A 21733-nucleotide genomic window follows, 5' to 3' on the forward strand; every position below is an offset into this window, starting at 1 on the left:
CCAAAGCCAGACCCAAATCCAGTCAATCGAGGCGGCCGGGATCCTGCCGCTTGCAGCCCTGCAACTGGCACGGCGGATCGGCGGCTACACTGGAGACTCTATCGTCGCCCAGGAGCCCCCTATGACTGCCCTTATCCCCGAACTCATCGCCATGGCCAGCGATCCGACCATCAAGACCGCCGATCTGTTGCGCAAGGCCAAGGTTGCGGCCAGGCAGCTGCAGCAGCCAGCGTGGGCCAGCTGGATCGACCATGAGCTCAATGGCTATCCGAAGGACGTCAAGATGCCCCCTTATCGTCTGCTGCCCTGCGCCGTGAAGGCGGATATTGGTACGGATAAGCCGGTCCCGTTGACCTTGGATGTACCGGAGTGGATGGAGACGCTTTCGCAGGTACCCTGCCCGCTGTCGATCAGCGCGTTGGACGCGATGGCTCTCCCCGGTGCGACCCTCAACATGCCGTTGCCGGCTGATGTGACGGCGGCGCTCATCAAGGCAAGCCCGCATCCCATGGTGCCGGTACGGCTGGTCGGGGCCCACCATGTGCAGGCGCTCATCGATGCGGTGCGTAACGAGGTGCTGGACTGGGCGCTGGCCCTGGCCGAGGCGGGGATCCAGGGGGAAGGGATGACGTTCACCGCCAAGGAGCAGCAACAGGCGCAGCAGGTGCCCTCGATGAGCATTTCCATTGGGGGGGATGTTCACGGCTTTCAGTTCATGCAGAGCTCGCCCGGGGGCCAGCAACAGCAAACGGTCACCGGCGAGCAGAAGACCGAGGCGCTGGCGGCCTTGTTGCCGTGGCTGCAGCAGGTGATAGACGAGGGGCAACTCTCGCCACTGGTGCAGGCCGAGCTGCAGGCCAACCAGACGGCCCTGCAGGCGCTGGCCAACGCCCCCACGCGGCGCTGGCCGGTGATCGGGACGCTGGCCTGCAGTGTGCGGGCGATCCTGGAAGGGGCCGGTAGCGAGGTGCTGGCGGCGCAGGCGCTGGGCTGGCTGGCCACCTTGAGCGGCAGCTGATCGATATTGGAGAGCATGGGCGGGGCTGCGGCCCCGCTTTGTTTTCTAGGCCAACGGCCAAAGTGCGGCCGAAATCCAGCCGTCGAGGGGGCCGGGATCCGCCCCGCTTGCAGCGCTGCAATCCGAACGACCGAAACCGGGTAGAATAGGGGCTCCCATTTTGCCCAGGAACGCATCAATGCCCGCCCTTATCCCTGAACTCATCGCCATGGCCAGCGATCCGACCGTCAAAACCACCGATCTGCTGCGCAAGGCCCTGGTGGCGGCCCGCCTGCTCAAGCAACCCGAGTTCGCCGCCTGGATCAACTCTGAACTGCAGGGCTATTCGCAGTCTGGGGATTTACCGCCCTACCGTGTGCTGCAAGGTGAGCTCAAGGTTGATGTGCCTGGTCATGGGAGGCTCCCGTTGCCAATTAGGAATGCCGAGATGAGCAGGTTGATAACGGAATCTCGGTTTGGCCATCCGATGGGCGCCCTAGAGGACCTGGCCGTACCGGGTGAAGTTGTTCGTTCGTTCTTCCCCTCCGAGCAGAGTCAAATATTGATACAAGAGCTTTCGTTGCCAGGAGTACCGGAACTCGCCTTGGGGTCTAACCAAGTTCGCGGGCTTATTGAGGCGGTCCGAGACAAGCTGTTGAACTGGGCGCTCGATCTGGCCGAGGCGGGGATCCAGGGGGAAGGGATGAGCTTTACCCCCCAGGAGCAGCAGCAAGCCCAGCAGCTGGCGCCGGTGAACATTCACATCCGGGGGAATGCGACCGCTTTTCAGTTCATGCAGAACTCGCCCGGCGGCCAGCAACAGCAGACGGTGACCAGTGAGCAGAAAGAGGCTGCCCTGGCGGCTTTGTTGCCGTGGCTGGCGCAGGTGATCGCACAAGGGCAACTGCAGCGGGAAGCGTGTGCTGAGCTGCAGGCCGAGCTGGACACCCTCAAGGCCCAGGCCGCTTCCCCCAAGCCCAAGTGGCCGGTGATTGGCGCCGTGGCCAGCAGTGTGCGGGCGATCCTGGAAGGGGCTGGCGGCGAAGTGTTGGCGGGACCGGTGCTGGGCTGGCTGGCCACCTTGACCGGTAGCTGATCGATATCGGGGCGCATGAGCGGGGCGATGGCCCCGCTTTGCATTGTGGGCCAGTGGCCAAAGTAGCGGGCAAAAGGAAGGCTGCCGTGCTGCGCTGCGCTTGCCTGCTGGCTCGCTCGTTGCGGCTAACTGATGCCGCGCCTCAGAGCCCAGCCATTACTCCCACTGGGCAGGAGGAGTATCTTCTGTCTGCCATAACGAAAAACCGCCCTAGCTTGTGGCTAGGGCGGCCATTCGTCACCAGAGACTCCATTAGAGGAAATCGTCGTAGTGATCACGAATGAACTCCCAAGCCGACTTGAGCATGCTCAGAGTCTTCAAGGTTGTCCAAACGTGGCTCAAAATACTTAGCGTGCGCTTCATATTTCATGGCCTCCATACTGGCTGGCCATCCTTCCAACGCCTGTGCTGGTACTCAGCGTTTTAGGTACTTGTGACAGTCTCTAGTGGAAGTGCGACCGGGGGGTGGGCCCTCCCAAGACTTCTACCAGCACGGCTTTCTCAGGGCCGTGTAGGGCGGGGTTTCATTGCAAATTCTTTACGTCCGGCCCCTTCCACTTATGATTCTCATCACACGTAAGCAGTGAGCATAATACCTGATCTTACTCGTTTGGGAATAGCCGTTGCCTATCAGTGAGCAGCCTGTTGAAGCCTAGTGAGGCCTAGTGAAGCCTGTTGACGCATGTGTATTAGTTCTCTAATATTGCTGTCAGTGACAGTATCTAGTGGAAGACGCAGGTCAGGCCTCTCAACCAGACTCGCAAAGAAAAACCGCCCTTCTCAGGCGGTTTTTTTTTGGGCAACGGCCAAAGCCAAGCCGAAATCCGACCGCGAGGGCGGGCGGGATCCTCCGCTTGCAGCGCTGCAATCCGAACGGCCCACATCGGGTACACTGGGGGCTCCCTTTTTTGCCCAGGAGCGCCCCATGCCTGCCCTTATCCCCGAACTCATCGCCCTGGCCAGCGATCCGACCGTCCAGCCCCCCGATCTGCTGCGCAAGGCATTTGTGGCCGCTCGCCTGCTCCAGCAGCCCGAGGCCGCCAGCTGGCTTGACCATGAACTACAGGGCTATCCCGATGGCAGCCCGGTGCCCCCCTATCGCCAGCGGCGCGGGAGATTGGCGATCAGGCGGGCTGGAACGTCCTACCTGCTGTCAGTGGCCAACACCGAGCGGGCCCAGCAGTGGCAGACCTGCCCGCTCTCGCTGCCATTGAGCGAGCTGGCGGCGCTGGCTGCGACTGGCAAGCCAGTGCGGATCCGCTTCCCTCCTGAGCTCCTGCCTCAGCTCATGGCCGAGCTGGACACCCACCAGGAGGTGGAGATCAGCTTGCCGGTGATCCAGGTGCGGGAAGTCATCGAGGCAGTCCGGGGTCGGGTGCTGAATTGGGCACTTGAACTGGCCGAGGCGGGGATCCAGGGGGACGGGATGAGCTTCACGCCCCAGCAGCAGGCCCAACCGCTGGCACCGGTGAGCATTTACATTGGGGGGGATGCTCCCGGTTTCCAGTTCATGCAAGGCTCGCCCGGGGGCCAGCAACAGCAGACGGTGACCGGCGAGCAGAGGGCCGAGGCCCTGGCGGCTTTGCTGCCCTGGCTGGTGCAAGTGATCGAGAAAGGACCGCTGCAGCGGGAGGTCTGTGACGAACTGCAGATCCAGCATGCCGCTCTGCAGGCACTGGCCCGAGCTCAGGCGCCGAGCTGGCCGCTGATCGGGGCGCTGGCCAGCAGTGTGCGGGCGATCTTGGAAGGCGCCGGCGCCGGGGTGCTGGCTGCGCAGGCTTTGGGCTGGCTGTCCATCCTCACCGCACACTGATCGTCATCTATGAGAAAGCGGCGGGGCGGCGGCCCCGCTTTACATTGTGGGCCAACGCCCAAAGTGGCGGGCAAAAGGACACTGCCGCGCTGCGCTTGCCGGCTGGCGGGTGCGCAAGGGCGAACCGATGCCCTCGCTTACCGCCCAGCGTTGACCCTGGTTGCAGCACTGCAACGGTCAGGCCGTGACTTGTCCAGCCATCCCCTCGGTTGGCCGGCTTACCCACACATGGCACAATGGCATTTTTGAGTCTGCCAGAGGGGGCATGATGACGCCGGAGCGTATGAGGCAGTACGGCAAAGGGCTGGGGTTATGGCAAGACAAGCGGTTGGCAACCGCCGAACCGATCTCCTATCTACGCAAAGACCACCCGATCAGCGTCACACCCGTGGCGCAGGCCCAAGGCTGCTGGCTTGAGCCCACCGATGACGGCACCCAGCCGGTTAACCCGCTGGCCAACGGCGTGTTTCTGTGGACCGAGATCATCGGCGCCGGCCATGCCTTCGTGTCGGTGCATCAGGACAACAACCCCTATGTTTACACCTACGGGCGGTTTGGCCGCACGGGCGGCTCCCTGGGGGCCGTTGGCGATGGGGTGCTGAACTTCTTCCAGTTCGGGGATGCGCGAACCTACTACCAAACAGCCTTGTACGGTGTGAGCGCCAAGGCATTTCGCATTGATGACGCGGATCCCGCGATCACCCGCGCCTACTTCGAGCGCCTGTGGAAAAAGGGGACGCCGGCGATCCCCACCCCCATCATGGGCGACATGACCCGGCGCGGTGGCCACACCATCGATCAGTACGATGTAACCGGGAAGAACTGTACGACCCACGCCACCGATGGCCTGAAAATGGCGGGATCCGGGGTGTTCCAGGGCGGCTATACCACCCACTCCCAGATGCGGGTTGAGTCGGAAGAGGACTTTGCCGTACCGTTGTCGCTGCAGCGTTACCTGATGAAGAAAAGTGCCGAGCCCTCGATGCTGGTTGTCGATATGACCAGCGAGTTTCGGCGGCAATACCCGAATACCGATGGAGTGATGCCGGCGAACGAGGACAACCCAGACACCCGCGCATACCGGGCCATGGCCGAGGCCGCGTCTGCTCTTGGCACCGTCTCGCCGTACTCTGGCGGCACGGTAGGCGGGTTATTAGGTGGAGAAAACCATGTCAGCAAGTAAGACCAAAACCGTGTTGCGTTGGGCCGGCATTGCGCTGGTGTCGCTGGGCTATTACCTCTGGCTGGGGGTGGCCTCTACCAGTTTCGGGCACATTGCGGAGAAGGAGAGCGTGATCGGGACCGGCCCCGTCTCGTTGGAGTATCACCGCGCCATGATGGACGCGGTGATGCAAGCCACCGGCGTGGTGTTTGACGCGGCCTCCCTGGGCTTCCTGATCTGCGTCCCCCTGATCCTCATCATCTTCCACAAGGTCAGGTGACCGCCCCCCCCTCCCGCTCCGACCGTGATCACCGGCCTTGCCGTCACACATTGCCCCGCCCTGCGGGGCTTTGTTTTATTGGTCAACGGCCAAAGCCCGCCCCCAATCCGATCCCATCGAGGGGGCCGGGTTCTCCCCGCTTGCAGCCCTGCAACCGGCACAGCGGCTATCGGGTTGGAAATATCGTTAGTAGTAGTAATAGTAGCAATGCTACTATTACTACTACTAATCCAAGGAGAGAACAACATGGCCGTGTCCCCCGAGGTCAAAGAGCGCATCATCGCCGCCGCGAATGCCCTTTATGAGCGCAGCACCACTGGCGAGTACCCGACCGTCGAAGCGGTGCGCCAGGAAAGCCGAGCCGCCATGAGTACGGTGGTTGAGGTGATGAAGGGTTGGCGCGAAAGCCAGCGCAAGCAGGTGCAGGTGGTGCGTGAGCCACTCCCGCTCCCGCTGCAGGAGCATGTCCGCGCATTGGGGCAGAGCTTGTGGGAAACGGCCCAGCAGCTGGCCAACGAGTCTCTGGATGCCGCTCGCGCCGGGTTTGAAGCCGAGAAAAGTGACCTGCTGCAGCTGTCAGCCGAGCAGTCTGCCGCGTTTGAGCTGCAGGCGATGGAGCTGGAAACAGCACAAGAGCAGATCACCGCACAGGCAGAGCAACTGGCGCTCAATGCAGAGACTGTCAAGACCCTGACCCAGCAGCTGGACGCAACCCGGCAGCAGCTGCAGGCAGCAGAACAGTCGACGGCATTGGCCTTGCAGCGTTGTGAGGACACCGAGCTGCGGGCCGCTGAGCTGCGCGCTGAGCTCGATCATGCCCATATAGAGGCTGAGCAGTCAGCCGCCGCCGCGCAGCAGGTAGAAGATGCCTTGCGCACTGAGGCTGATCGGTTGCGCACCGAACGAGATCGGACGCAACAGCGGCTTGAGCTGGCCGAGCAAGAGCAGGAAAAGCAGACCGCCCAGCTGGCCAACCGCGACGAAACTATCCAACAGCTGCGGGACCGTCTCGCTACAGCGACCGCCCAGGCCGAGGCCGCCGCTCAGACCCATGTGGCAGAGCGCCAACGGATGATTGAGGAGGCGCAGCAACAGGCCGAGCGCCTCGCTCGGATCGAGGCTGACTATGAGGCTGCTCGCCAGGATGCCGCCACCGCCCGCGAGACGGCTGCTGCCCAACGAGGTGAGCTGGAGGCAACGCGGGGGCTGCTGGCCACGTTCACGACCCAGCCTGGACATGGCAAGCAGTAAGGTTGGCGAAGATGGCCTGCGCTGGCAAATGATGAATGACAGCGGTTGCGGCTGGCGCGACCAAAAACCCCGCCTTGGCGGGGTTTTACTTTATTGGTCAACGGCCAAAGCCAAGCTCAAATCCGACCCCGGCGAGGGGGCCGAGATCCGTCTGCTTGCAGTCCTGCAATCCACACCACCGAAACCGGGTAGAATAGGGGCTCCCTTGTTGCCCAGGATCACCCGATGCCCACCCTTATCCCCGAGCTGATCGCGATGGCCAGCGATCCCGCCGTCGAGATCAGCACGCTGCTACGCAAGGCTAAGGTGGCCGCCCGCCTGCTCCAACAGCCCGAGGCCGTCAGCTGGATAGACCATGAGCTGCAGGGCTATCCAGACGATAGCCTGGTACCCCCCTATCGTCAGCGGCGCGGGAGACTGGCAGTTAGGCGGGACGGCAACACCTACCTATTGCCGGTGGCCAACACCGAGCGGTTCCAGCAGTGGCAGACCTGCCCGCTCTCGCTGCCCGTGAGCGAACTGGCGGCGCTGGCCGCGACCGGTAAGCCCCTGCGGGTCAATTTCCCCCCTGAGCTCCTGCCCCTGCTCATGGCCGAGCTCGGTACTGCACGGGAGGTGGAGATCAGCTTGTCGGCGGTTCAGGTGCGGGCGCTCATCGAGGCGATGCGGGACTGGGTGCTGGACTGGGCGCTCGCCCTGGATGAGGCCGGGATCCAGGGGACGGCATGAGCTTCACTTCTCAGGAGCAGCAACAAGCCCAGCAGGTGCCCTCAATGAGCATTCGCGTCGGGGATAATGCGACTGGTGTGCAAATCCTGATGAACTCGCCCGGCGGCCAGCAACAGCAGACGGTAACCGGCGAGCAGAAGGCCGAGGCTGACCTGGCTGCAGCAGGTGATCGCCGAGGGAACGCTGTCGCCACCGGTGCAGGCCGATCTGCAGGCCAACCATACTGCCCTGCAGGCGCTGGCCAACGCCCCCACGCCGAGCTGGCCGGTGATCGGGACGCTGGCCAGCAGTGTGCGGGCTACCCTGGAAGGTGGCGGCGGCGGGGTACTGGCTGCGCAGGCGCTGGGGTGGCTGGCCACCTTGAGCGTTAGCTGATCGATATCGGAAGGCATGGGCGGGGCTTCGGCCCCGCTTTGTTTTTCTGGGCCAACGGCCAAAGTGGCGGGCAAAAGGACGCTGCCGCGCTGCGCTTGCCGGCTGGCGGGTTCGCGAGGGCGAACCGATGCCCTCGCTTACCGCCCAGCGCTGAACCCACAGCTCACTCGACGGGAGGATGGTCGGTGGTGCGCTCGTGCGGGGCGGCATGGTACGCTTGCGAGACTGTATATGGATACAGTATTTTGCGTGAAACGGCGCGGCCTGGTAGTTCTGGAGGGTGACATGATGGTTTGGGATGCGTTGAAGATGCTGATAGAGGGGATCAGACAGGAGGGCATGACAGCGCTGCTGATCCTGCTGTTTGTTGCCGCTGGGATCTGGATACTGGAGGAGTTGAAAAAAAATCGTTATGGCGCCGGAGCGGGGTTCACTGTTGTGCAGGTGTTGCTGGTGATAGGCGCCCTGCTGTTCTTCGGTTGGACAGGGTATACAGCGACTCGGCCAAGCAATGACGATACAAAATGGATCCACGAGGTGGGCCAGTACGGCCTGTAACGATGGTGCCCAGATCACGCCCTGCTTATGCGGGGCGTTTGCTTTCTAGGCCAACGGCCAAAGGACGCCCCAAATCCGGCCAGCGAGGCGGCACAGCACTGAAAGCTCAAGATATAAAGCGCATTGACATAACTTCTCGTGCGATCAATCATTCACGTAAATCACATTGTTTACGTGGAGTTGAATTTTATGGAGTTCAGATATCCCACCGCCTCTGCAGAGGCCAACATGAACGCGATGAAGTACCTGACTCAAAATCTGAGCGCCCCCGAGAAAGGACGAGAAGAGGTTGAGTCTCTGATAAGGGTGCTGGGCACTTCAATCACAAGCTATCCGTCATGGCACCCGATCCTGACCATTCCCAGAGGCCAAGGAGAGGAGCGGAGCGATTTGGGCAGTCTGTACGAAGGGATTGACCACACTATCAAGTTTGTCAGGGGGTTTGTGACCTGCCCCTACAGCGAAGAGAAGGCGAATGGATTGGTGGATCAGGTCAACGCTCTGACAGGGTTAAGTGCATATCGGACAGATACGCCGCTGTATAGCGATCATGCTTACCCAGTAGTTGTTGAAGCCACCGAGGTCATGTTGGAGGCTGATGGAACCATTCGCAGCAGGGATGCGCTCGCCTGGTGTGTGCAGGAACTGGTCAGGAACGCGCACCATGCGCAAGTCGCAGAGACATGGTGGAGCATGAGAAGTTACCTGTTGGGTGAGCCTCATGGTTCCCGCTCATCATTGCTGGTCAATCAGTACACCGGTGGGCATATGCGCAAGATCCTGGAGGCGTTAAATAACAGCGGCATGTATGGCCCCGTTAAGGAATGGTCGCTGGATATGCTCTCCAAGAAAAAGCGGGAGCTCATTGGGGAAACGCTGCTGCGAACTGCACTGAAAAAGTATGAAAAGGGTAGCGAAAAATTTACCTTTGAGCTTAATGGCGAGCGCTGTAAAGCGTCAGTGCGGGATACCTGGGATGATGGTTATGAACTGTCGGTCAACGTCATGATCGGGGCATCGGAGTTGGTGGTCAGCGGTTTTTATTACCCGGAGCAGGATCTTCTCCAGTCATCAGATCCAAAGGGCAAACAAGCGCTGGCCGAGAAGTTTTTATAGTTCCGGTCATGCTGTATGACAGCGCAAGAGTGAAAAGCAGTTTCAAGCCCCGCCCAGAGCGGGGCTTTTGCTTTCTTGGTGAGCGGCCAAAGCCAGACCCAAATCCGGTCCATCGAGGCGGCCGGGATCCTCACCGCTTGCAGCGCTGCAATCCGCTCGACCGACAGCCCGCCTCAATACCCGCCCTGCTCCCTGGTCTGATCGCCCAGGCGGTGCCCCCCAGCTGGGGGCCGCGTCTTGACAAAAAGGGCACAAAAGAGCACAAAAGGGCACGAGATGGCATCGTGCGACCTCATATGAATCAGGAGAGATCAATGGAAGGGTGGCAATATTTGGCGGCATGTTTGGTGGTGGTCACGATCCTGGCTGTCGTGGGATCGTGGCTCGAAAGGCGAAAGGAGGAGGGGCGCGAGCAAGGCCCGCAGGTGGCGAAGGTGTACTTGAATGGCATCGAGATAGGCTGCGTCCCGGTGGCGCAACACAAGACCATGTTGGCCGACGCCCGCCGCAGTCCCTCGCTGTACGTTAGTCAGGCCGTTAACATCGGATGGGTGACGTTGAACCTGTTGGCGCGGATCCTGCGTTATATGACTACCATCTGGTTGCTGATGTTCCTGGTCGCTACCGTGGCGTTCCCGCAGGCGCTGGGCGAGTGGATGCAGAATATGATAGCTGGTCTTTCTCAAGCCAATGCCGCCGAGTTGGGCCGGGGCCTGCAGGTCTGGGTTCTTAGCAGCTTTGTGTTCGCGGCGCTGGCGCAGTTGTGCGAGTTCGTGATGGTGGCTGGCCCCGACTGGTACGGGCGGCGGGATGTGTTTGCGGAGGAGGTGAACTTCCAACTGCGCCGCGAGCTGGAAGCCCCCGCCCATGGCAAGGTGGTTGTGTTGTACTGGCCGGTAGACACACAGGGCGAGTCGCTGGCCCAGGATGCCAAGGCATGAGTGATCAGGCTCTGCAGCAGGAATTGGCAGCACTGATCGCCCGCCACGGCCTGAAACATACCCGCGTGGCCGAGCTGATCTGCGGCCAGGCAGACCGCTCTTGCTCGGTCAGGGCGATCAAGAGCTGGTTGGCCGACCCGAGCAAACCCAGCGCCCGCCCCTGCCCCGAGTGGGCGCTGATCGCCCTGCGCCGAGGCCTGGGCTACCCCGATCCAGAGAAACCCACGCTATGAAGCAAATTCCCCCTGGCCGTAACGGGCGGCCGGCGCTGACCAAGGACGAAATCGCGGCGGAGTTTACGCACCATGCGCTGCTGTTTGGTGTGGTGCCCATCTATTACAACGTCCACACGCGCATCTACAGTGTCCGTAACGGGTGGCCACGCGCCTATAGACCTGGTGGCGTTGTTTTGGCGGCCCCTGGTGCTGCTCTCCCCCTCCTATCAGCCGAGCTTCTGGATCCGGTTAGGTAAGCCTACTCGATAGGCCCACCGCCACACAGCGGCCCCTGACGATGCCCCGCCCTGTGCGGGGCATTTCCTTCTTGGTCCACGGCCAAAGCCAGTCCCAAATCAGTCCCCAGCGCGGCTGGTTGGGGTGCCCCCCCTTGCAGCACTGCAATCCGAACGGCCACATCAGGTACAATAGAGGCCCTATTTAGTCCAGGAGCGAAACGATGCCCGCCCTTATCCCTGAACTGATCGCCCTGGCCAGCGATCAGACCGTCAAGACCCCCGATCTGCTGCGCAAGGCGATGGTGGCCGCCCGCATGCTCAAGCAGCCTGAGTGGGCCACCTGGATAGGCCATGAACTGCAAGGCTATCCCGATGGAAGCAGACTGCCTTCATACAGGCTGATCCGTGGGGAGCTTCGCGCCCAGAACCCGGCAAATGGGCTGATCCCGCTGCACGTTGGTACACCTCGGGAGAAAGAGCTGCTCTCAACATCTCCATTTTTTGAGGGAGTCAGCGATCTTGAAGCGTTGGCAGCATCCAGTGAGGAGCTGCTATGCCATTTCCCACCCGATATTGCCGCCGTACTTCGGGATATCCAACCGCTCCCTATGACAGCCGTCATCGTTGTATCGACAAGCCAGGTACGTGGATTGTTGGAAGCAGTAAGGAATAGGGTGCTGTCGTGGGCGCTCGATCTGACCGACGCGGGGATCCAGGGTGAAGGGATGAGCTTTACCCCACAAGAGCAGCAGCAAGCCCAGCAGCTGGCGCCGGTGAACATTCACATCCGGGGGAATGCGACCGGTTTTCAGTTCATGCAGAGCTCGCCCGGAGGCCAGCAACAGCAGACGGTGACGGGTGAACAGAAAGAAGAGGCCTTGGCCGCCCTGCTGCCTTGGCTGACGCAGGTGATTGCACAAGGACAGCTGCAGGGAGAAGCGTGTGCGGAGCTGCAGGCCGAATTGGACACTCTCAAGGCCCAGGCCGCCTCCCCTAACCCCAAATGGCCGGTGATCGGCGCCGTGGCCGACAGTGTGCGGGCTGTGCTGGAAGGTGCCGGTGGGGGAGTGTTGGCGGCGCAGGCGCTGGGCTGGTTGGCCACCTTGACCGGCCACTGATCAATATCGGGGACATAAGCGGGGCTGCGGCCCCGCTTTGCTTTCTAGGCCAACGGCCATGGCGCCGAAATCCGACACCGCGAGGGCAGGAGCCGCTTTTCGCGCCGCCGTGTTTGTCCAACGCGCTCCCACTGTGTTTAATAGGGGTGTTCGGACACATCGAGCGAGACCGACCCCTCTCCCTGGGGTCTCCAATCATCAGACGTTTAGTAAGGAGCCAAACATGGCCAACGATAACAACAAGCCCAAGGATCCCTGGTACAACCCCCTGCAGATGCCTAATGGGGACACCATTACGGGGTGCGCAGCCTTCAATCGCCGCGTCAAAGAGAAGGGCGGCATGCAGACGATCATCAAGGAGGTGGCGATTAAGGCAGGCCAAGCGGCCGCAATCGCAGCCGTGGCAGCCTATGAGGCGGAGCAAACCACGCCGACTCCGCCCGCCCCGCGTCCCGCTCGCTCGCGTCAGCCCACCTCCCGCCAGCCTGAGCATACCCCCGGCAACCTGCACTAAGTCACCACAAAGCCCCGCCATGCGGGGCTTTTCTTTATTGGTCAACGGCCAAAGCCAAGCCCAAATCCGGCCAGCGAGGCGACCGGGATCCTCTGCTTGCAGCCCTGCAACCGACACAGCGGGTAGGTGGGTAATATTGGTAATCAATTTTGTACCACTGCGATCCGGGTGGGGATATACTGATCCCATCACGGACACCAGAAAGAGATAACGCCATGAGAGAAGTCGTCAAAGCCATGTCCCAGCGCGCCGCTCGCGAGGCGCTGGGCACCCCGGAGAATTTCAACGGCGGGGTCTACGTCACAAAGAACGGCACCCCCGAGCTGTTTATCACTACCGCCGCCGACCGCGCCCAGGAGCTGGCCGATCTGCACCAGGAGCGCGAGCAAAAGGCGCTGGTCAAGCTGGTCGCCCTGGCCACCCAGGACATTGGCCGCAAAGGTCGCAGTTACAGCGAGGATGAGGCGCTGACCCTGCTGCGGGCGGCCCGCACATGACGCTGCCGGTGCGGGTGACCGCGACCGCACTGACCTGTCTGCAGGACATCGAGGCATTCAATGCGGTGCGCAGCGGGCCCGAGCAGGCCGCCGTCCTGGTGGAGACGTTGCTGACCGAGGCCGTGGCGGCGATCAGCGCCAATGCCCTGCTCTATCGCCAGTGCCCGGCGACCGCTGACTATGGCCTCGATGTGCATGAGCGCATCGATCAGAAGGGCTACCGGGTGCTCTACAGTGTGCAGCCCGATGCGGCCTATATCCTGCTGGTGCTGCACCAGCGCCAAAGCATCGAGGATGCCCTGTATCGGCATCTGATCTTGCGACAATGACGGAGGTGCAGCCGATGACCCTTGTTAACCGCCTGAGCCGGTTGCTCGGCGGCCATGCCGCCGAGCAGGAGGCCTCGCACAAGCCCCCGGCCGGCGACGTACTACCGGGCGAACCTGATTGTGATGTGTGTGGCGGGAGTTAGCAGGTATCTCCAACCATGAACTCAACCTCGTTGAGAAAGGAAAAAATGAGTAAGCGGATTCTTCTGTGGGCATATCTTGAGGGATATCAGCAACATCTATGGCCACGTTGGTTGAGGAGGCTGATTGTTGGCACAGAGCTTCACCGTGCGTGGCTATCTGGCCATATGGGGGTGTTCGACCCTGATGGCGGTGTTTGCTCCCGTGAATGGTACACAAGACGCTAATAGCAGTAAGAGGGATTTGAAAAACCGGCCATCGAGGACGAGCGGGATCCTGCCGTTTGCAGCCCTGCAATCCAAACCACCGAAACCGAGTACAATGGGGCCCAATATCGCCTAGGAGCACATCCATGCCCGCCCTCATCCCCGAACTGATTACCCTGGCCAACGATCCGGCCGTTAAAACCGCTGATCTGCTCCGCCGCGCCCTAGTGGCGGCCCACCGCCTGCAGTTGCCCGAGTGGGTTACCTGGCTTGGACACGAGCTCAATGGTTACGGGCCGGATGATGCCATCCCAGTCTATCGGCATGTGCAAGGAGAAGTCCTGATCGATGGGCACCATGGACTTAAGGGGGTGGTCTTTCCGTCTGCAGAGGCCGCAGCTCGATGGCAACTCTGCCACTTTGACACGCCTGTTGACGAGATTGAGGGGTGGTGCGCTGAATCTGACGATATTCATATGCAATTTTCCCCGCGCGAAGCTGATGCCTTGCGGGCGGCATGTGATACGAACTGTACCCCTCTTCGTCGGTTCACGTTGGCCAGCATGAACCGGATCTTGGGGGCGGTCAGAAATCAGGTCTTGAATTGGGCACTGCAGCTTGAAAAGGAGGGGATCTTGGGGGAAGGCATGAGCTTCACTTCCCAGGAGCGGCAGCAAGCCCAGCAGGTGGCGTCGGTGACCCACATTCACATCAATGGAGATGCTCATGGTCTTCAGGTGATGCAAAACTCGCCCGGCGGTCAGCAACAGCAGACTGTGACCAGTGAACAGAAGGAAGCTGCCCTGGCGGCCTTGTTGCCGTGGCTACAACAGGTGATCGCGCAAGGGCAACTGCAGGGAGAAGCGTGTGCGGAGCTGCAGGCCGAGCTGGATACCCTCAAGGCCCAGGCCGCCTCCCCTAAGCCCAAGTGGCCGGTGATCGGCGCCGTGGCCAACAGTGTGCGGGCGATCCTGGAAGGGGCCGGCAGCGGGGTACTGACGGAAGCGGTGTTGGGCAGGCTGGCCACCTTGAGGGGGTTTGAAGTCCAACGGAACGAAAACGTACGTTCGTGGGGGGACGGCGTCTAAAAAGTCGATTTGGAGATGCTGCGCCTCTATAAAATGCTCAAACCGATTTCATAGACACGCAATGAGCGCTTTTTTATGTGTCTCTAATCTTATGAATTGGTGGATAAATTTGCTTAGCGTACAGATCCGCCCCATTGGGCTTCAAACCCCACCGACAGTCGGTGACGTGGCACAGCTCACAATTCAGCCTCATTCAGGGTTCATCAGCTCCATTTGAAGTAATATGTCAGTCCCATAACGGAGGAATGCCATGAGAAATGTAGCGCGGAAAGGGGACCCAACAAGCACGGGAGGGGTGATCCAGGATGGTGATGGCGGCTGGCTCACCGAAGGGGCGCCAACAACCTATATCGGGATGATAGCGACCTGCCCAGCTTGCAAAGTCGGACAGGGCCCTATCGTCGCCGTCGGCCCCCGTTCCATCATCGGCCCGGGCGGGCCGGTCGCACTGCAGGGCGATTATGTCGCTTGCGGCTGTCCGCCGATGAGCAACACCATACTCCCCGCCCAGGGGACGACCGTCGGCGACAATCAAGGGCCCCGGGCGAGAGCAGCCAGCGCCCCCGCAGAAACACCAGCACCAGCTCCCGCCAGTTCGCCGGCGACCCCTCTTGTCCCGCTGGTTGACCCCACGGAACATAGGATCGGCATCTTCTTTGATGGCACCCAGAACAACCGGTACAACAGCCAACTCAGGGAGCAGTGTGAAGAGGCAAGCGAGGCGGCCTGCAAATCCATAGAGAAGCTGATAGGCACTGAATCCTCATACGACGGCGGTCCAACCAACATTGCCCGGCTGCATCAAGCCTATACCGGCCCAGCGATCTACATCGAGGGGATCGGCACTGCTGCCGGCAAGGCTGACACAAAGCTCGACATGGCTTTCGGTACCGGTGCAACTGGCGTCATAGCTAGGTCAGAGGAAGGCCTATCCAAGATCAGCACCATGATCGCCAGCCTCCCCGCTGGCCCAGTAGCTGTGGATGTCTTCGGCTTTAGCCGGGGCGCAGCAGCTGCGCGACATTTCGTGAACATCCTTCTGGAATCGAACCTGGGGCGCCAGGTGCGCGTCGCATTCGTTGGCCTCTTTGATACCGTGGTAGCTATAGGCCTGGACACCACCAATGACGACAACGCGCCGGTTCGCCTCTACATCGCCCCCTGGGCAGCCGAGAAGGTTGTCCAGCTCGCCGCCAAGGACGAGTACCGGCTCAATTTTGCGCTTAACTCCGTACAGCCAGACCACACGGAACTCCCGCTATTCGGTACTCATAGCGACGTTGGCGGCGGGTATCTAGACCAAGTTGAGAAGACGCCAATCATGCGCCCCTATGATGCCATCCTGAAATTTGGTGATGACGCAGCCTATAAGAGATTCCAGGCTGCAGCCAACGCCAGGCTCCAGGAGGAAGCTATCCCCCTATACAAGGGATATGCGAAAGACAGCAGCCAGATAAAGCCGACCATCAGCTCTTTCTCCGTCGTATCCAAGAGCGACGCGCCAATGGTGGGCTATGTGGCCAACGCGATCATGACGCGCACGGTCAAACCTGAACTGCAGCTGCTCGCCGGCCACCTTATGCAGACTATCGCGCAGGAAAGCGGAGCTCCGCTCACCCCCCTGTCTGAGCCGGTTCCCGGGGCGCTGGCCTTCTTGTTCGACCAGTACCTGGGCCTGTGGCATGGAAGCGGTGACCTCAAACTGTCCAAGGAGCAAAACGAGATGCTGATGACGGAGTATGTTCACTGCTCCGATAACTGGACGCCGCTCGGCCCCCTCTACGTGAACGCCCCCGCCCCTGGTAGGGTTCGTCGCATCTACCAGCAATCACCAGGGAAGTGACCTTATGAAGCGAATAGTCATTGTCCTAGCCCTCCCCCTCGCACTTGCAGCGTGTGGCGATACCCAGGAGAAGAAACAGCCCCGTAAGCCGCCAGAGGAGCGGGTGATCAGTGAGCCAGCACATGGATTTGGCGTCCTTTTTGGCAAGCCAAACCCCGATTACACACCGCCAGGGAGGCTAGTTGATAGCCCGGACTTTAAAGTGACTCTCCCAGAGGACCGCTGGGAAGAGGTCACTATCAGCAAAAAAGAGGGCAAGCCAAGCGCGGCGGCAGGTGTAGATAAGTGAGAGCTCGCTGGGCTGTCACTCTCCTGGCGGCAGTAGGGGTCTTGGCCATAGCCACCCTGTTTTACACCAGGTCAGATCTACCGAAGGAGGAAAGGCCAGGTATCACCCCCTCCAATCATGGAGTGGGTGTCCTTTTCGGTTCGCCAAAGTACCAGGTAAAAGGGGAGCTCGTGGAGGGAGGCTTTTTGGATAAGCCCGAAGCGCCTCCATCCCAGGCGACGCTTGCAAATGATCCCCTCAAGGCACCGAGCCATGGGGTTGCCAGTAAGAGCGAACAGGGCAGCACGAAATAGTGGCATGAAGCGAATAGCGATTGCCCTACCCCTTTCCCTCGCACTGGTGGCATGTGGTGATGCCCAGGAGAAGCAGCAGCGCCGTAAGCCGCCGGAGGAGCGGGTGATCAGTGAGCCGGCTCATGGGTTTGGCGTCCTTTTTGGCAAGCCAAACCCAGATTACACACCACCAGGGAGACCAGTTGATAGCCCGGACTTTAAATTGACGATTCCAGAGAAACGCTGGGAAAAGATGACCCTCAACCGATATGGAGAAGTTGTACCTAATGAGGGCAAGCCGAGCGAGGCGGTAGGTGTAGATAAGTGAGAGCTAGCGGGGCTGCCGCTACATGCCCAGGATAAGGAAGCCCCGGCGAACTGGCCGGGGCTTCACTGTCATATCACCGCATCGACGATACCCCACATTTTTCCCTATTTCGACAAGAAAACCCAGCAACGGCGCGGCTTGCATCGCATCGACGACTTCACCCCTTCCCAGCTCGGCGGCGGGCCATAGCTGACTCGCCGGCCAGAATGTCACGGCAGTAGCGGATCACCATTCGCTCGCTGGTCCAGCGCCCGGCCTGCATGATCTCCAGGGTGTTGTATCCATCGGCCGCCAGATCCTGGGACGCTCCCACACGGGCAGAGTGCCCAGACCAGCGCGGGATGCCCAGGCGCTCGAGATCCAGCTCCATCCACGCCTTGGCAAAGATATTCTCCACGGGGTTTGAAGCCCAATGGGGCGGCTGCTGATGGAGCGGGGGAGGGCTGCCGCGCTGCGCTTGCCTGCTGACGGGTGTGCGACGGCGAACTGATGCCATCGCTTACCGCCCAGCCGGATCCTACCGCTCACTCGACGAGGGTGGATGGTTCCCAGTGAGCACGAAGTGAGATGGATGAGGGAAGTGGGTGAGTACGGGTTGTAATGTGTCTCCCCGCTCAGGCCTCGCTTCTACGGGGCTTTGTTTTATTGGTGAGCGGCCAATGCCCGCCCCAAATCCGGCCATCAAGGGCAACCTGGATCCTCCTGCTTGCAGCACTGCAATTTTCCGCGAGAATAAGCGGGGCCAGTGGCCCCGCTTCTGTTTCTGAGAGGGGGCGCTCAACATAGCCCCCCTGTCGTCATGGCGACCACTGGCCAGGTCTTGACGACGACCGACAGAGTGCTGCAGCCGCTCGAGGCACCCTGTCGGCCAGCGACGTTACCGAGCTGGGGTCACCGGTGGGGTGCTGCTGGGCCATTGCCAAGTCCCCGGGCGGGACGGCAGACAGGGGGGTATCACCTGGTGGACGGCCCGGTCCGGCGGCCTGGCACTCAGGAGGGGGTGATCGAGGGGAGGAGCAAGCTGCAGTGCTGCAACCGCCCGGAGCCCCCTGCTGGCCAGTGACGGCACCGAAATGGAATCACTGGTGGGCCAAGGTTCCACCCAGTAGCTGCGCGATCTGATCTAGCGGGACAACTGCCCCGCCTTGTTGTTGAAAATTTGACATGGATGCTTCCGGTAAGTGCCCCTGCCGCGCTGCGCTTGCCTGCTGACATGTTCGTTGCGGCGAACAGAAGCCGCATCTCAATGTCCAGCTTGCACAGGTATAATGGATGCAACGGCTTGCTCCAGGGAGGCAAAACTGCCACGGTTTGTTGAGCGATCCCATGCCCCTCCATCGAGACAGCGAACGGTATATCTGATGCCAGATGGCCAGTACTTGAACCATTTTTCTCTATGTTCAGCATTGCTGCTACCAATGTCTGACCATTCACAAGTCTGTATATATGGCATATCCCACCAGTGTTCTAGTTCTAAAGGATCTCGATTCTCATGGGGAGTTGAATCGAAGTCATCCCGTTGGCAAGGGTTAATCGGGATCCTATCTGTTGTCCAATTAACCTGGTTAGAGTAGTAATGCCGTGGAAGATATACACCCACTTCATCTGCACCATTGTCGTGTTTGTGATGTTTCATCATAGGAAATACTCTAGGTTAGATTGATATTAATCATCCCATAAATGCCAAAACTTTAATAATATCCTGTGGGACTCTCCCTGTTAATATAAGGAATTTCCTCCAAATACCATATGGCACTTTTGCCTCACCGGATTTGAACTCCCGTATACGCCTATCACTAGAAAGGCCAAGCAAGAATGCCAGTTTTTTATCAGTGTTATATTCAGGGAAATGGTGCTGGAAATGTCTGAAGTATGAACCGACGATGTCAGGATGTGGTGGAGCCCAACCTTCATTTTCACGAAGTAAATGGTCAGAAGGGAGTGTCCATTCGACGATCTCTGACTGAGGGGGGAGTTTAGGGGCAAGGAGATTGGCTTGTAGCTGGGAGATCGCATCCCTAGTTGCAATTTCATACACTATGGATTTCTGTTTATCGATGCTAGGTAACTGAATTTTCACGATTTTACCCCTTTGTTGATATCATGGGGAGTATTCCTCCCCATGTGCTCTATCGCGGTGACAGTTCGATATTACGAACGTCTGATGCCCTGATATTGACTAAGCTCAATGTTCCTGTGGCTCTAGATTCCCATTGGCCGGTTTGATGAATATGCATCAAACAGTAGTAAAGGTAATCGGGGAGTAGTAAGTCAAGCCGTTCCACCCTTATTCCCAGGTGTTCAGGATTATAATCCCTTGTCACAGAGCCACAGGTTTTTAAAGAGCCTCGACGCACTAGCCAAAAATGAGCTTCTGGAAAGTTTGTCTTTATAGTCGCCAATTCAGAAAGTTTCATCTCGTTCCTATCGGTGGCATCTACTAGCCCCCTCAGGTGAGTGGCTTTCTGTGTGCCACCGTTAACTATATGTTAGGCGGATTCCGCCTAATATTCAATGCGATTTTCACTTTTAAATAAAATAAATATTCAACTGTGAATAGGGTTGGTTTTAATTTAATAGAGGGGCGAGCACAACAGCAGTGCTGCAACCGCTCGAGGTACCCCGCTGGCCAGCAGCCCCAGCCTCTCCCTGGTGGTGCGAGATCTGATCCGGTGGGGCGCTACTGGGCGACCCGGTCCGGAGGCCTAGCCCTCAGGGGCGGGGGATCGCGGGCAGGTGCGAGCTGCAGTGCTGCAACCGCTCGAGGTGTTCTGTCGGCCGGCGACGTTGCCGAGCTGGGGTCACCGGTGGGGCGCTGCTGGAACATGGCCAAGTCCCCGGGCGTGGCGGTGCGCCGGGATCATCACCTGATTGGCGACCCGGTCCGGCGGCCTGGCCCCCGGGGGTGGGGGATCGCGGGCAGGAGCGCGCTGCACAGTGCTGTAACCGCTTGAGGTGCTCTGTCGGCCGGCGACGTTGCCGAGCTGGGGTCACCGGTGGGGCGCTGCTGGACCATGGCCAAGTCCCCGGGCGTGGCGGTGCGCCGGGATCATCACCTGGTGGGCGACCTGGTCCGGCGGCCTGGCTCCCTGGGGCGGGTGATCGCGGGCAGGAGCGAGCTGCAGTGCTGCAACCGCTCGGGGCACCTCGCTGGTCAGCCCACCCCTACCTCTCCGCGGTGGTGCGAGATCTGATCCTGCTGGCGTGCTGCTGGGCCATGTCCCCGGGCTGGGCGGCAGACAGGGGTCATCACCTGGTGGGCGACCTGGTCCGGCGGCTTGGCTCCCTAGGGCGGGTGATCGCGGGCAGGAGCGAGCTGCACAGTGCTGCAACTGCTTGAGGTGCTCTGTCGGCCGGCGACGTTGCCGAGCTGGGGTCACCGGTGGGGCGCTGCTGGAACATGGCCAAGTCCCCGGGCGTGGCGGTGCGCCGGGATCATCACCTGATTGGCGACCCGGTCCGGCGGCCTGGCCCCCGGGGGTGGGGGATCGCGGGCAGGAGCGCGCTGCACAGTGCTGCAACCGCTTGAGGCACCCCGCTGGCCAGCAGCCCCAGTCTCTCCCTGGTGGTGCGAGATCAGATCCGGTGGGCGTGCTGCTGGACTATGGCCAAGTCCCCAGGCGTGGCGGTGCGCCGGGGTCATCACCTGGTGGTGCGAGATCTGGTCCAGTGGAGCATGCTGCTGGGAGATGCATCTCCCTAGACGTTGCTGTAAGGCAGTAAATGAGCCTGTTCAGCAACTCATGTCTGAGGGCCCATCAACCGAGCATAGTTGGAATGGAGGTTAGGAATGGAGGATTAAGAGGACAGACTGATAAACGGATAAGATATTGAAACGGGCAGATAGTTTCTGCCCGTTTCATAGAGTCCTTTAGATAAGGAAATCGTCCAAGCTCTTCCCGGCGGCAACAGCGTCAGCAATAACCTTTGGCATGCGCCCTTGACCGGTCCAGAACTTTTCATTGCCATCATCGATATAACGGTATTTCGGGGGCCGGGGAGCTCGTTGTTTTTTCGTACTGGCAGCAGGGCCTGCAGGCACTGATGCTGGTATGAGTTCGCTCGGATCAATCCCTGCCTGTTTCAGGAGTTCTGTGTATTCAGCCAGTTTCTTCTGGTGGTCTTCGCGAATTTGCATTTCCTTGAGCTCGGCTTCTTCGCGCTCTTCGAAAATAGTTTGAAATTTTTCGTGGACTTCCTTCAGTTGTTCAAAGGAGATTTCACGCAAAGCGGCACGGAGGCTACGCACGTTAAGCAGTACTTTAAGAAATTCGTTCATTATTGAATCATCCCCAATAATATGATCATGGCTGTGTGGAAAAATCGAATGTTGATT

General features: G+C 60.1%; 25 protein-coding genes. 21 read left to right on the forward strand and 4 right to left on the reverse strand.

The window, feature by feature from the left end; all coding sequences use genetic code 11:
* The 20 genes from BN1130_RS06715 to BN1130_RS06820 all read left to right on the forward strand — a co-directional run.
* On the forward strand, positions 1-1018 hold a 1018-nt coding region (locus tag BN1130_RS06715), incomplete at its 5' end, for an AbiTii domain-containing protein (RefSeq protein ID WP_232301942.1).
* Between the two features lie 178 nt (positions 1019-1196).
* Complete coding sequence (locus BN1130_RS06720) at positions 1197-2093, forward strand: AbiTii domain-containing protein (protein WP_232301943.1); 897 nt, start codon at positions 1197-1199, stop codon at positions 2091-2093.
* Between the two features lie 925 nt (positions 2094-3018).
* Positions 3019-3906: an AbiTii domain-containing protein gene (locus tag BN1130_RS06725; protein ID WP_232301944.1), complete on the forward strand. Its 888-nt coding sequence runs from the start codon at positions 3019-3021 to the stop codon at positions 3904-3906.
* 265 nt (positions 3907-4171) lie between these two features.
* Positions 4172-5089 (forward strand): hypothetical protein, encoded by a 918-nt coding sequence (locus tag BN1130_RS06730; protein ID WP_232301945.1) that lies wholly within the window; start codon positions 4172-4174, stop codon positions 5087-5089.
* A complete protein-coding gene (locus tag BN1130_RS06735; RefSeq protein ID WP_042041025.1) occupies positions 5076-5348 on the forward strand; it encodes a hypothetical protein in 273 nt (90 codons plus the stop codon). Before BN1130_RS06730 ends, BN1130_RS06735 begins: the two co-directional genes overlap by 14 nt.
* A 246-nt stretch (positions 5349-5594) precedes the next feature.
* Positions 5595-6599 (forward strand): DNA-binding protein, encoded by a 1005-nt coding sequence (locus tag BN1130_RS06740; protein WP_042041026.1) that lies wholly within the window; start codon positions 5595-5597, stop codon positions 6597-6599.
* A 225-nt stretch (positions 6600-6824) separates the two neighbouring features.
* A complete protein-coding gene (locus BN1130_RS22830) occupies positions 6825-7328 on the forward strand; it encodes an AbiTii domain-containing protein (protein WP_042041027.1) in 504 nt (167 codons plus the stop codon).
* A 195-nt stretch (positions 7329-7523) separates the two neighbouring features.
* Positions 7524-7703 (forward strand): hypothetical protein, encoded by a 180-nt coding sequence (locus tag BN1130_RS22835; RefSeq protein WP_042041028.1) that lies wholly within the window; start codon positions 7524-7526, stop codon positions 7701-7703.
* A gap of 285 nt (positions 7704-7988) precedes the next feature.
* A complete protein-coding gene (locus tag BN1130_RS06755) occupies positions 7989-8261 on the forward strand; it encodes a hypothetical protein (RefSeq protein WP_042041029.1) in 273 nt (90 codons plus the stop codon).
* Positions 8262-8489: 228 nt separating this feature from the next.
* Positions 8490-9377: a hypothetical protein gene (locus BN1130_RS06760; protein ID WP_232301946.1), complete on the forward strand. Its 888-nt coding sequence runs from the start codon at positions 8490-8492 to the stop codon at positions 9375-9377.
* 314 nt (positions 9378-9691) lie between these two features.
* Entirely contained in the window at positions 9692-10318 is a 627-nt protein-coding gene (locus tag BN1130_RS06765) for a hypothetical protein (RefSeq protein ID WP_042041031.1), read from the forward strand.
* The gene (locus BN1130_RS06770; protein ID WP_042041032.1) at positions 10315-10551 is read left to right on the forward strand and encodes a hypothetical protein; all 237 of its coding nucleotides are present in this window, start codon (positions 10315-10317) and stop codon (positions 10549-10551) included. The genes BN1130_RS06765 and BN1130_RS06770 overlap by 4 nt, the downstream gene beginning before the upstream one ends.
* 442 nt (positions 10552-10993) lie before the next feature.
* Positions 10994-11890, forward strand: a complete 897-nt coding sequence (locus tag BN1130_RS06780; RefSeq protein ID WP_232301947.1) for an AbiTii domain-containing protein — start codon at positions 10994-10996, stop codon at positions 11888-11890.
* A gap of 223 nt (positions 11891-12113) precedes the next feature.
* Positions 12114-12404 (forward strand): hypothetical protein, encoded by a 291-nt coding sequence (locus tag BN1130_RS06785; protein ID WP_042041035.1) that lies wholly within the window; start codon positions 12114-12116, stop codon positions 12402-12404.
* A gap of 215 nt (positions 12405-12619) precedes the next feature.
* Positions 12620-12901: a hypothetical protein gene (locus BN1130_RS06790; RefSeq protein ID WP_042041036.1), complete on the forward strand. Its 282-nt coding sequence runs from the start codon at positions 12620-12622 to the stop codon at positions 12899-12901.
* Positions 12898-13230, forward strand: a complete 333-nt coding sequence (locus BN1130_RS06795; RefSeq protein WP_042041037.1) for a type II toxin-antitoxin system RelE/ParE family toxin — start codon at positions 12898-12900, stop codon at positions 13228-13230. Before BN1130_RS06790 ends, BN1130_RS06795 begins: the two co-directional genes overlap by 4 nt.
* Before the next feature lie 493 nt (positions 13231-13723).
* Complete coding sequence (locus BN1130_RS06800) at positions 13724-14665, forward strand: AbiTii domain-containing protein (RefSeq protein WP_052448202.1); 942 nt, start codon at positions 13724-13726, stop codon at positions 14663-14665.
* Positions 14666-14915: 250 nt separating this feature from the next.
* Positions 14916-16508, forward strand: a complete 1593-nt coding sequence (locus BN1130_RS06805; RefSeq protein ID WP_042041038.1) for a type VI secretion system family protein — start codon at positions 14916-14918, stop codon at positions 16506-16508.
* A gap of 4 nt (positions 16509-16512) precedes the next feature.
* Entirely contained in the window at positions 16513-16797 is a 285-nt protein-coding gene (locus tag BN1130_RS06810) for a hypothetical protein (protein ID WP_042041039.1), read from the forward strand.
* A 297-nt stretch (positions 16798-17094) separates the two neighbouring features.
* Positions 17095-17397, forward strand: a complete 303-nt coding sequence (locus BN1130_RS06820; RefSeq protein ID WP_042041041.1) for a hypothetical protein — start codon at positions 17095-17097, stop codon at positions 17395-17397.
* Positions 17398-17554: 157 nt separating this feature from the next.
* Here the strand turns inward: BN1130_RS06820 and BN1130_RS22160 are convergent, their stop codons facing one another.
* From BN1130_RS22160 to BN1130_RS21565, 3 genes are all read right to left on the reverse strand, one after another.
* The gene (locus tag BN1130_RS22160) at positions 17555-17794 is read right to left on the reverse strand and encodes a site-specific integrase (RefSeq protein ID WP_171006541.1); all 240 of its coding nucleotides are present in this window, start codon (positions 17792-17794) and stop codon (positions 17555-17557) included.
* 846 nt (positions 17795-18640) lie between these two features.
* Positions 18641-19036: a hypothetical protein gene (locus tag BN1130_RS21560; protein WP_084218155.1), complete on the reverse strand. Its 396-nt coding sequence runs from the start codon at positions 19034-19036 to the stop codon at positions 18641-18643.
* A 30-nt stretch (positions 19037-19066) separates the two neighbouring features.
* The gene (locus BN1130_RS21565) at positions 19067-19477 is read right to left on the reverse strand and encodes a hypothetical protein (RefSeq protein ID WP_084218156.1); all 411 of its coding nucleotides are present in this window, start codon (positions 19475-19477) and stop codon (positions 19067-19069) included.
* 1044 nt (positions 19478-20521) lie between these two features.
* Between BN1130_RS21565 and BN1130_RS22165 the strand changes: the two genes are divergently transcribed.
* Positions 20522-20737 (forward strand): hypothetical protein, encoded by a 216-nt coding sequence (locus tag BN1130_RS22165; protein WP_157013932.1) that lies wholly within the window; start codon positions 20522-20524, stop codon positions 20735-20737.
* A 531-nt stretch (positions 20738-21268) separates the two neighbouring features.
* On the opposite strand, the gene BN1130_RS06830 is transcribed toward BN1130_RS22165, so the two are convergent.
* Complete coding sequence (locus BN1130_RS06830; protein ID WP_042041043.1) at positions 21269-21676, reverse strand: H-NS family histone-like protein; 408 nt, start codon at positions 21674-21676, stop codon at positions 21269-21271.
* Positions 21677-21733 lie beyond the last annotated feature (57 nt).

It is taken from the genome of Aeromonas rivuli (assembly GCF_000820045.1).
GTDB classification, from domain to species: Bacteria; Pseudomonadota; Gammaproteobacteria; order Enterobacterales; family Aeromonadaceae; genus Aeromonas; species Aeromonas rivuli.

What these genes read in the sequence shown, in the direction of transcription:
- BN1130_RS06785 (WP_042041035.1), top strand. Translation starts at nt 12,114, where the DNA reads ATGGCCAACGATAACAACAAGCCCAAGGATCCCTGGTACAACCCCCTG.
- BN1130_RS21560 (WP_084218155.1), bottom strand. Translation starts at nt 19,036, where the DNA reads ATGATGAAACATCACAAACACGACAATGGTGCAGATGAAGTGGGTGTA.
- BN1130_RS06730 (WP_232301945.1), top strand. Translation starts at nt 4,172, where the DNA reads ATGATGACGCCGGAGCGTATGAGGCAGTACGGCAAAGGGCTGGGGTTA.
- BN1130_RS06830 (WP_042041043.1), bottom strand. Translation starts at nt 21,676, where the DNA reads ATGAACGAATTTCTTAAAGTACTGCTTAACGTGCGTAGCCTCCGTGCC.
- BN1130_RS06810 (WP_042041039.1), top strand. Translation starts at nt 16,513, where the DNA reads ATGAAGCGAATAGTCATTGTCCTAGCCCTCCCCCTCGCACTTGCAGCG.
- BN1130_RS06800 (WP_052448202.1), top strand. Translation starts at nt 13,724, where the DNA reads ATGCCCGCCCTCATCCCCGAACTGATTACCCTGGCCAACGATCCGGCC.
- BN1130_RS06790 (WP_042041036.1), top strand. Translation starts at nt 12,620, where the DNA reads ATGAGAGAAGTCGTCAAAGCCATGTCCCAGCGCGCCGCTCGCGAGGCG.
- BN1130_RS06725 (WP_232301944.1), top strand. Translation starts at nt 3,019, where the DNA reads ATGCCTGCCCTTATCCCCGAACTCATCGCCCTGGCCAGCGATCCGACC.
- BN1130_RS06760 (WP_232301946.1), top strand. Translation starts at nt 8,490, where the DNA reads ATGAACGCGATGAAGTACCTGACTCAAAATCTGAGCGCCCCCGAGAAA.
- BN1130_RS06795 (WP_042041037.1), top strand. Translation starts at nt 12,898, where the DNA reads ATGACGCTGCCGGTGCGGGTGACCGCGACCGCACTGACCTGTCTGCAG.
- BN1130_RS06780 (WP_232301947.1), top strand. Translation starts at nt 10,994, where the DNA reads ATGCCCGCCCTTATCCCTGAACTGATCGCCCTGGCCAGCGATCAGACC.
- BN1130_RS06765 (WP_042041031.1), top strand. Translation starts at nt 9,692, where the DNA reads ATGGAAGGGTGGCAATATTTGGCGGCATGTTTGGTGGTGGTCACGATC.
- BN1130_RS22830 (WP_042041027.1), top strand. Translation starts at nt 6,825, where the DNA reads ATGCCCACCCTTATCCCCGAGCTGATCGCGATGGCCAGCGATCCCGCC.
- BN1130_RS06770 (WP_042041032.1), top strand. Translation starts at nt 10,315, where the DNA reads ATGAGTGATCAGGCTCTGCAGCAGGAATTGGCAGCACTGATCGCCCGC.
- BN1130_RS06740 (WP_042041026.1), top strand. Translation starts at nt 5,595, where the DNA reads ATGGCCGTGTCCCCCGAGGTCAAAGAGCGCATCATCGCCGCCGCGAAT.
- BN1130_RS06735 (WP_042041025.1), top strand. Translation starts at nt 5,076, where the DNA reads ATGTCAGCAAGTAAGACCAAAACCGTGTTGCGTTGGGCCGGCATTGCG.
- BN1130_RS06755 (WP_042041029.1), top strand. Translation starts at nt 7,989, where the DNA reads ATGATGGTTTGGGATGCGTTGAAGATGCTGATAGAGGGGATCAGACAG.
- BN1130_RS06720 (WP_232301943.1), top strand. Translation starts at nt 1,197, where the DNA reads ATGCCCGCCCTTATCCCTGAACTCATCGCCATGGCCAGCGATCCGACC.
- BN1130_RS06805 (WP_042041038.1), top strand. Translation starts at nt 14,916, where the DNA reads ATGAGAAATGTAGCGCGGAAAGGGGACCCAACAAGCACGGGAGGGGTG.
- BN1130_RS06820 (WP_042041041.1), top strand. Translation starts at nt 17,095, where the DNA reads ATGAAGCGAATAGCGATTGCCCTACCCCTTTCCCTCGCACTGGTGGCA.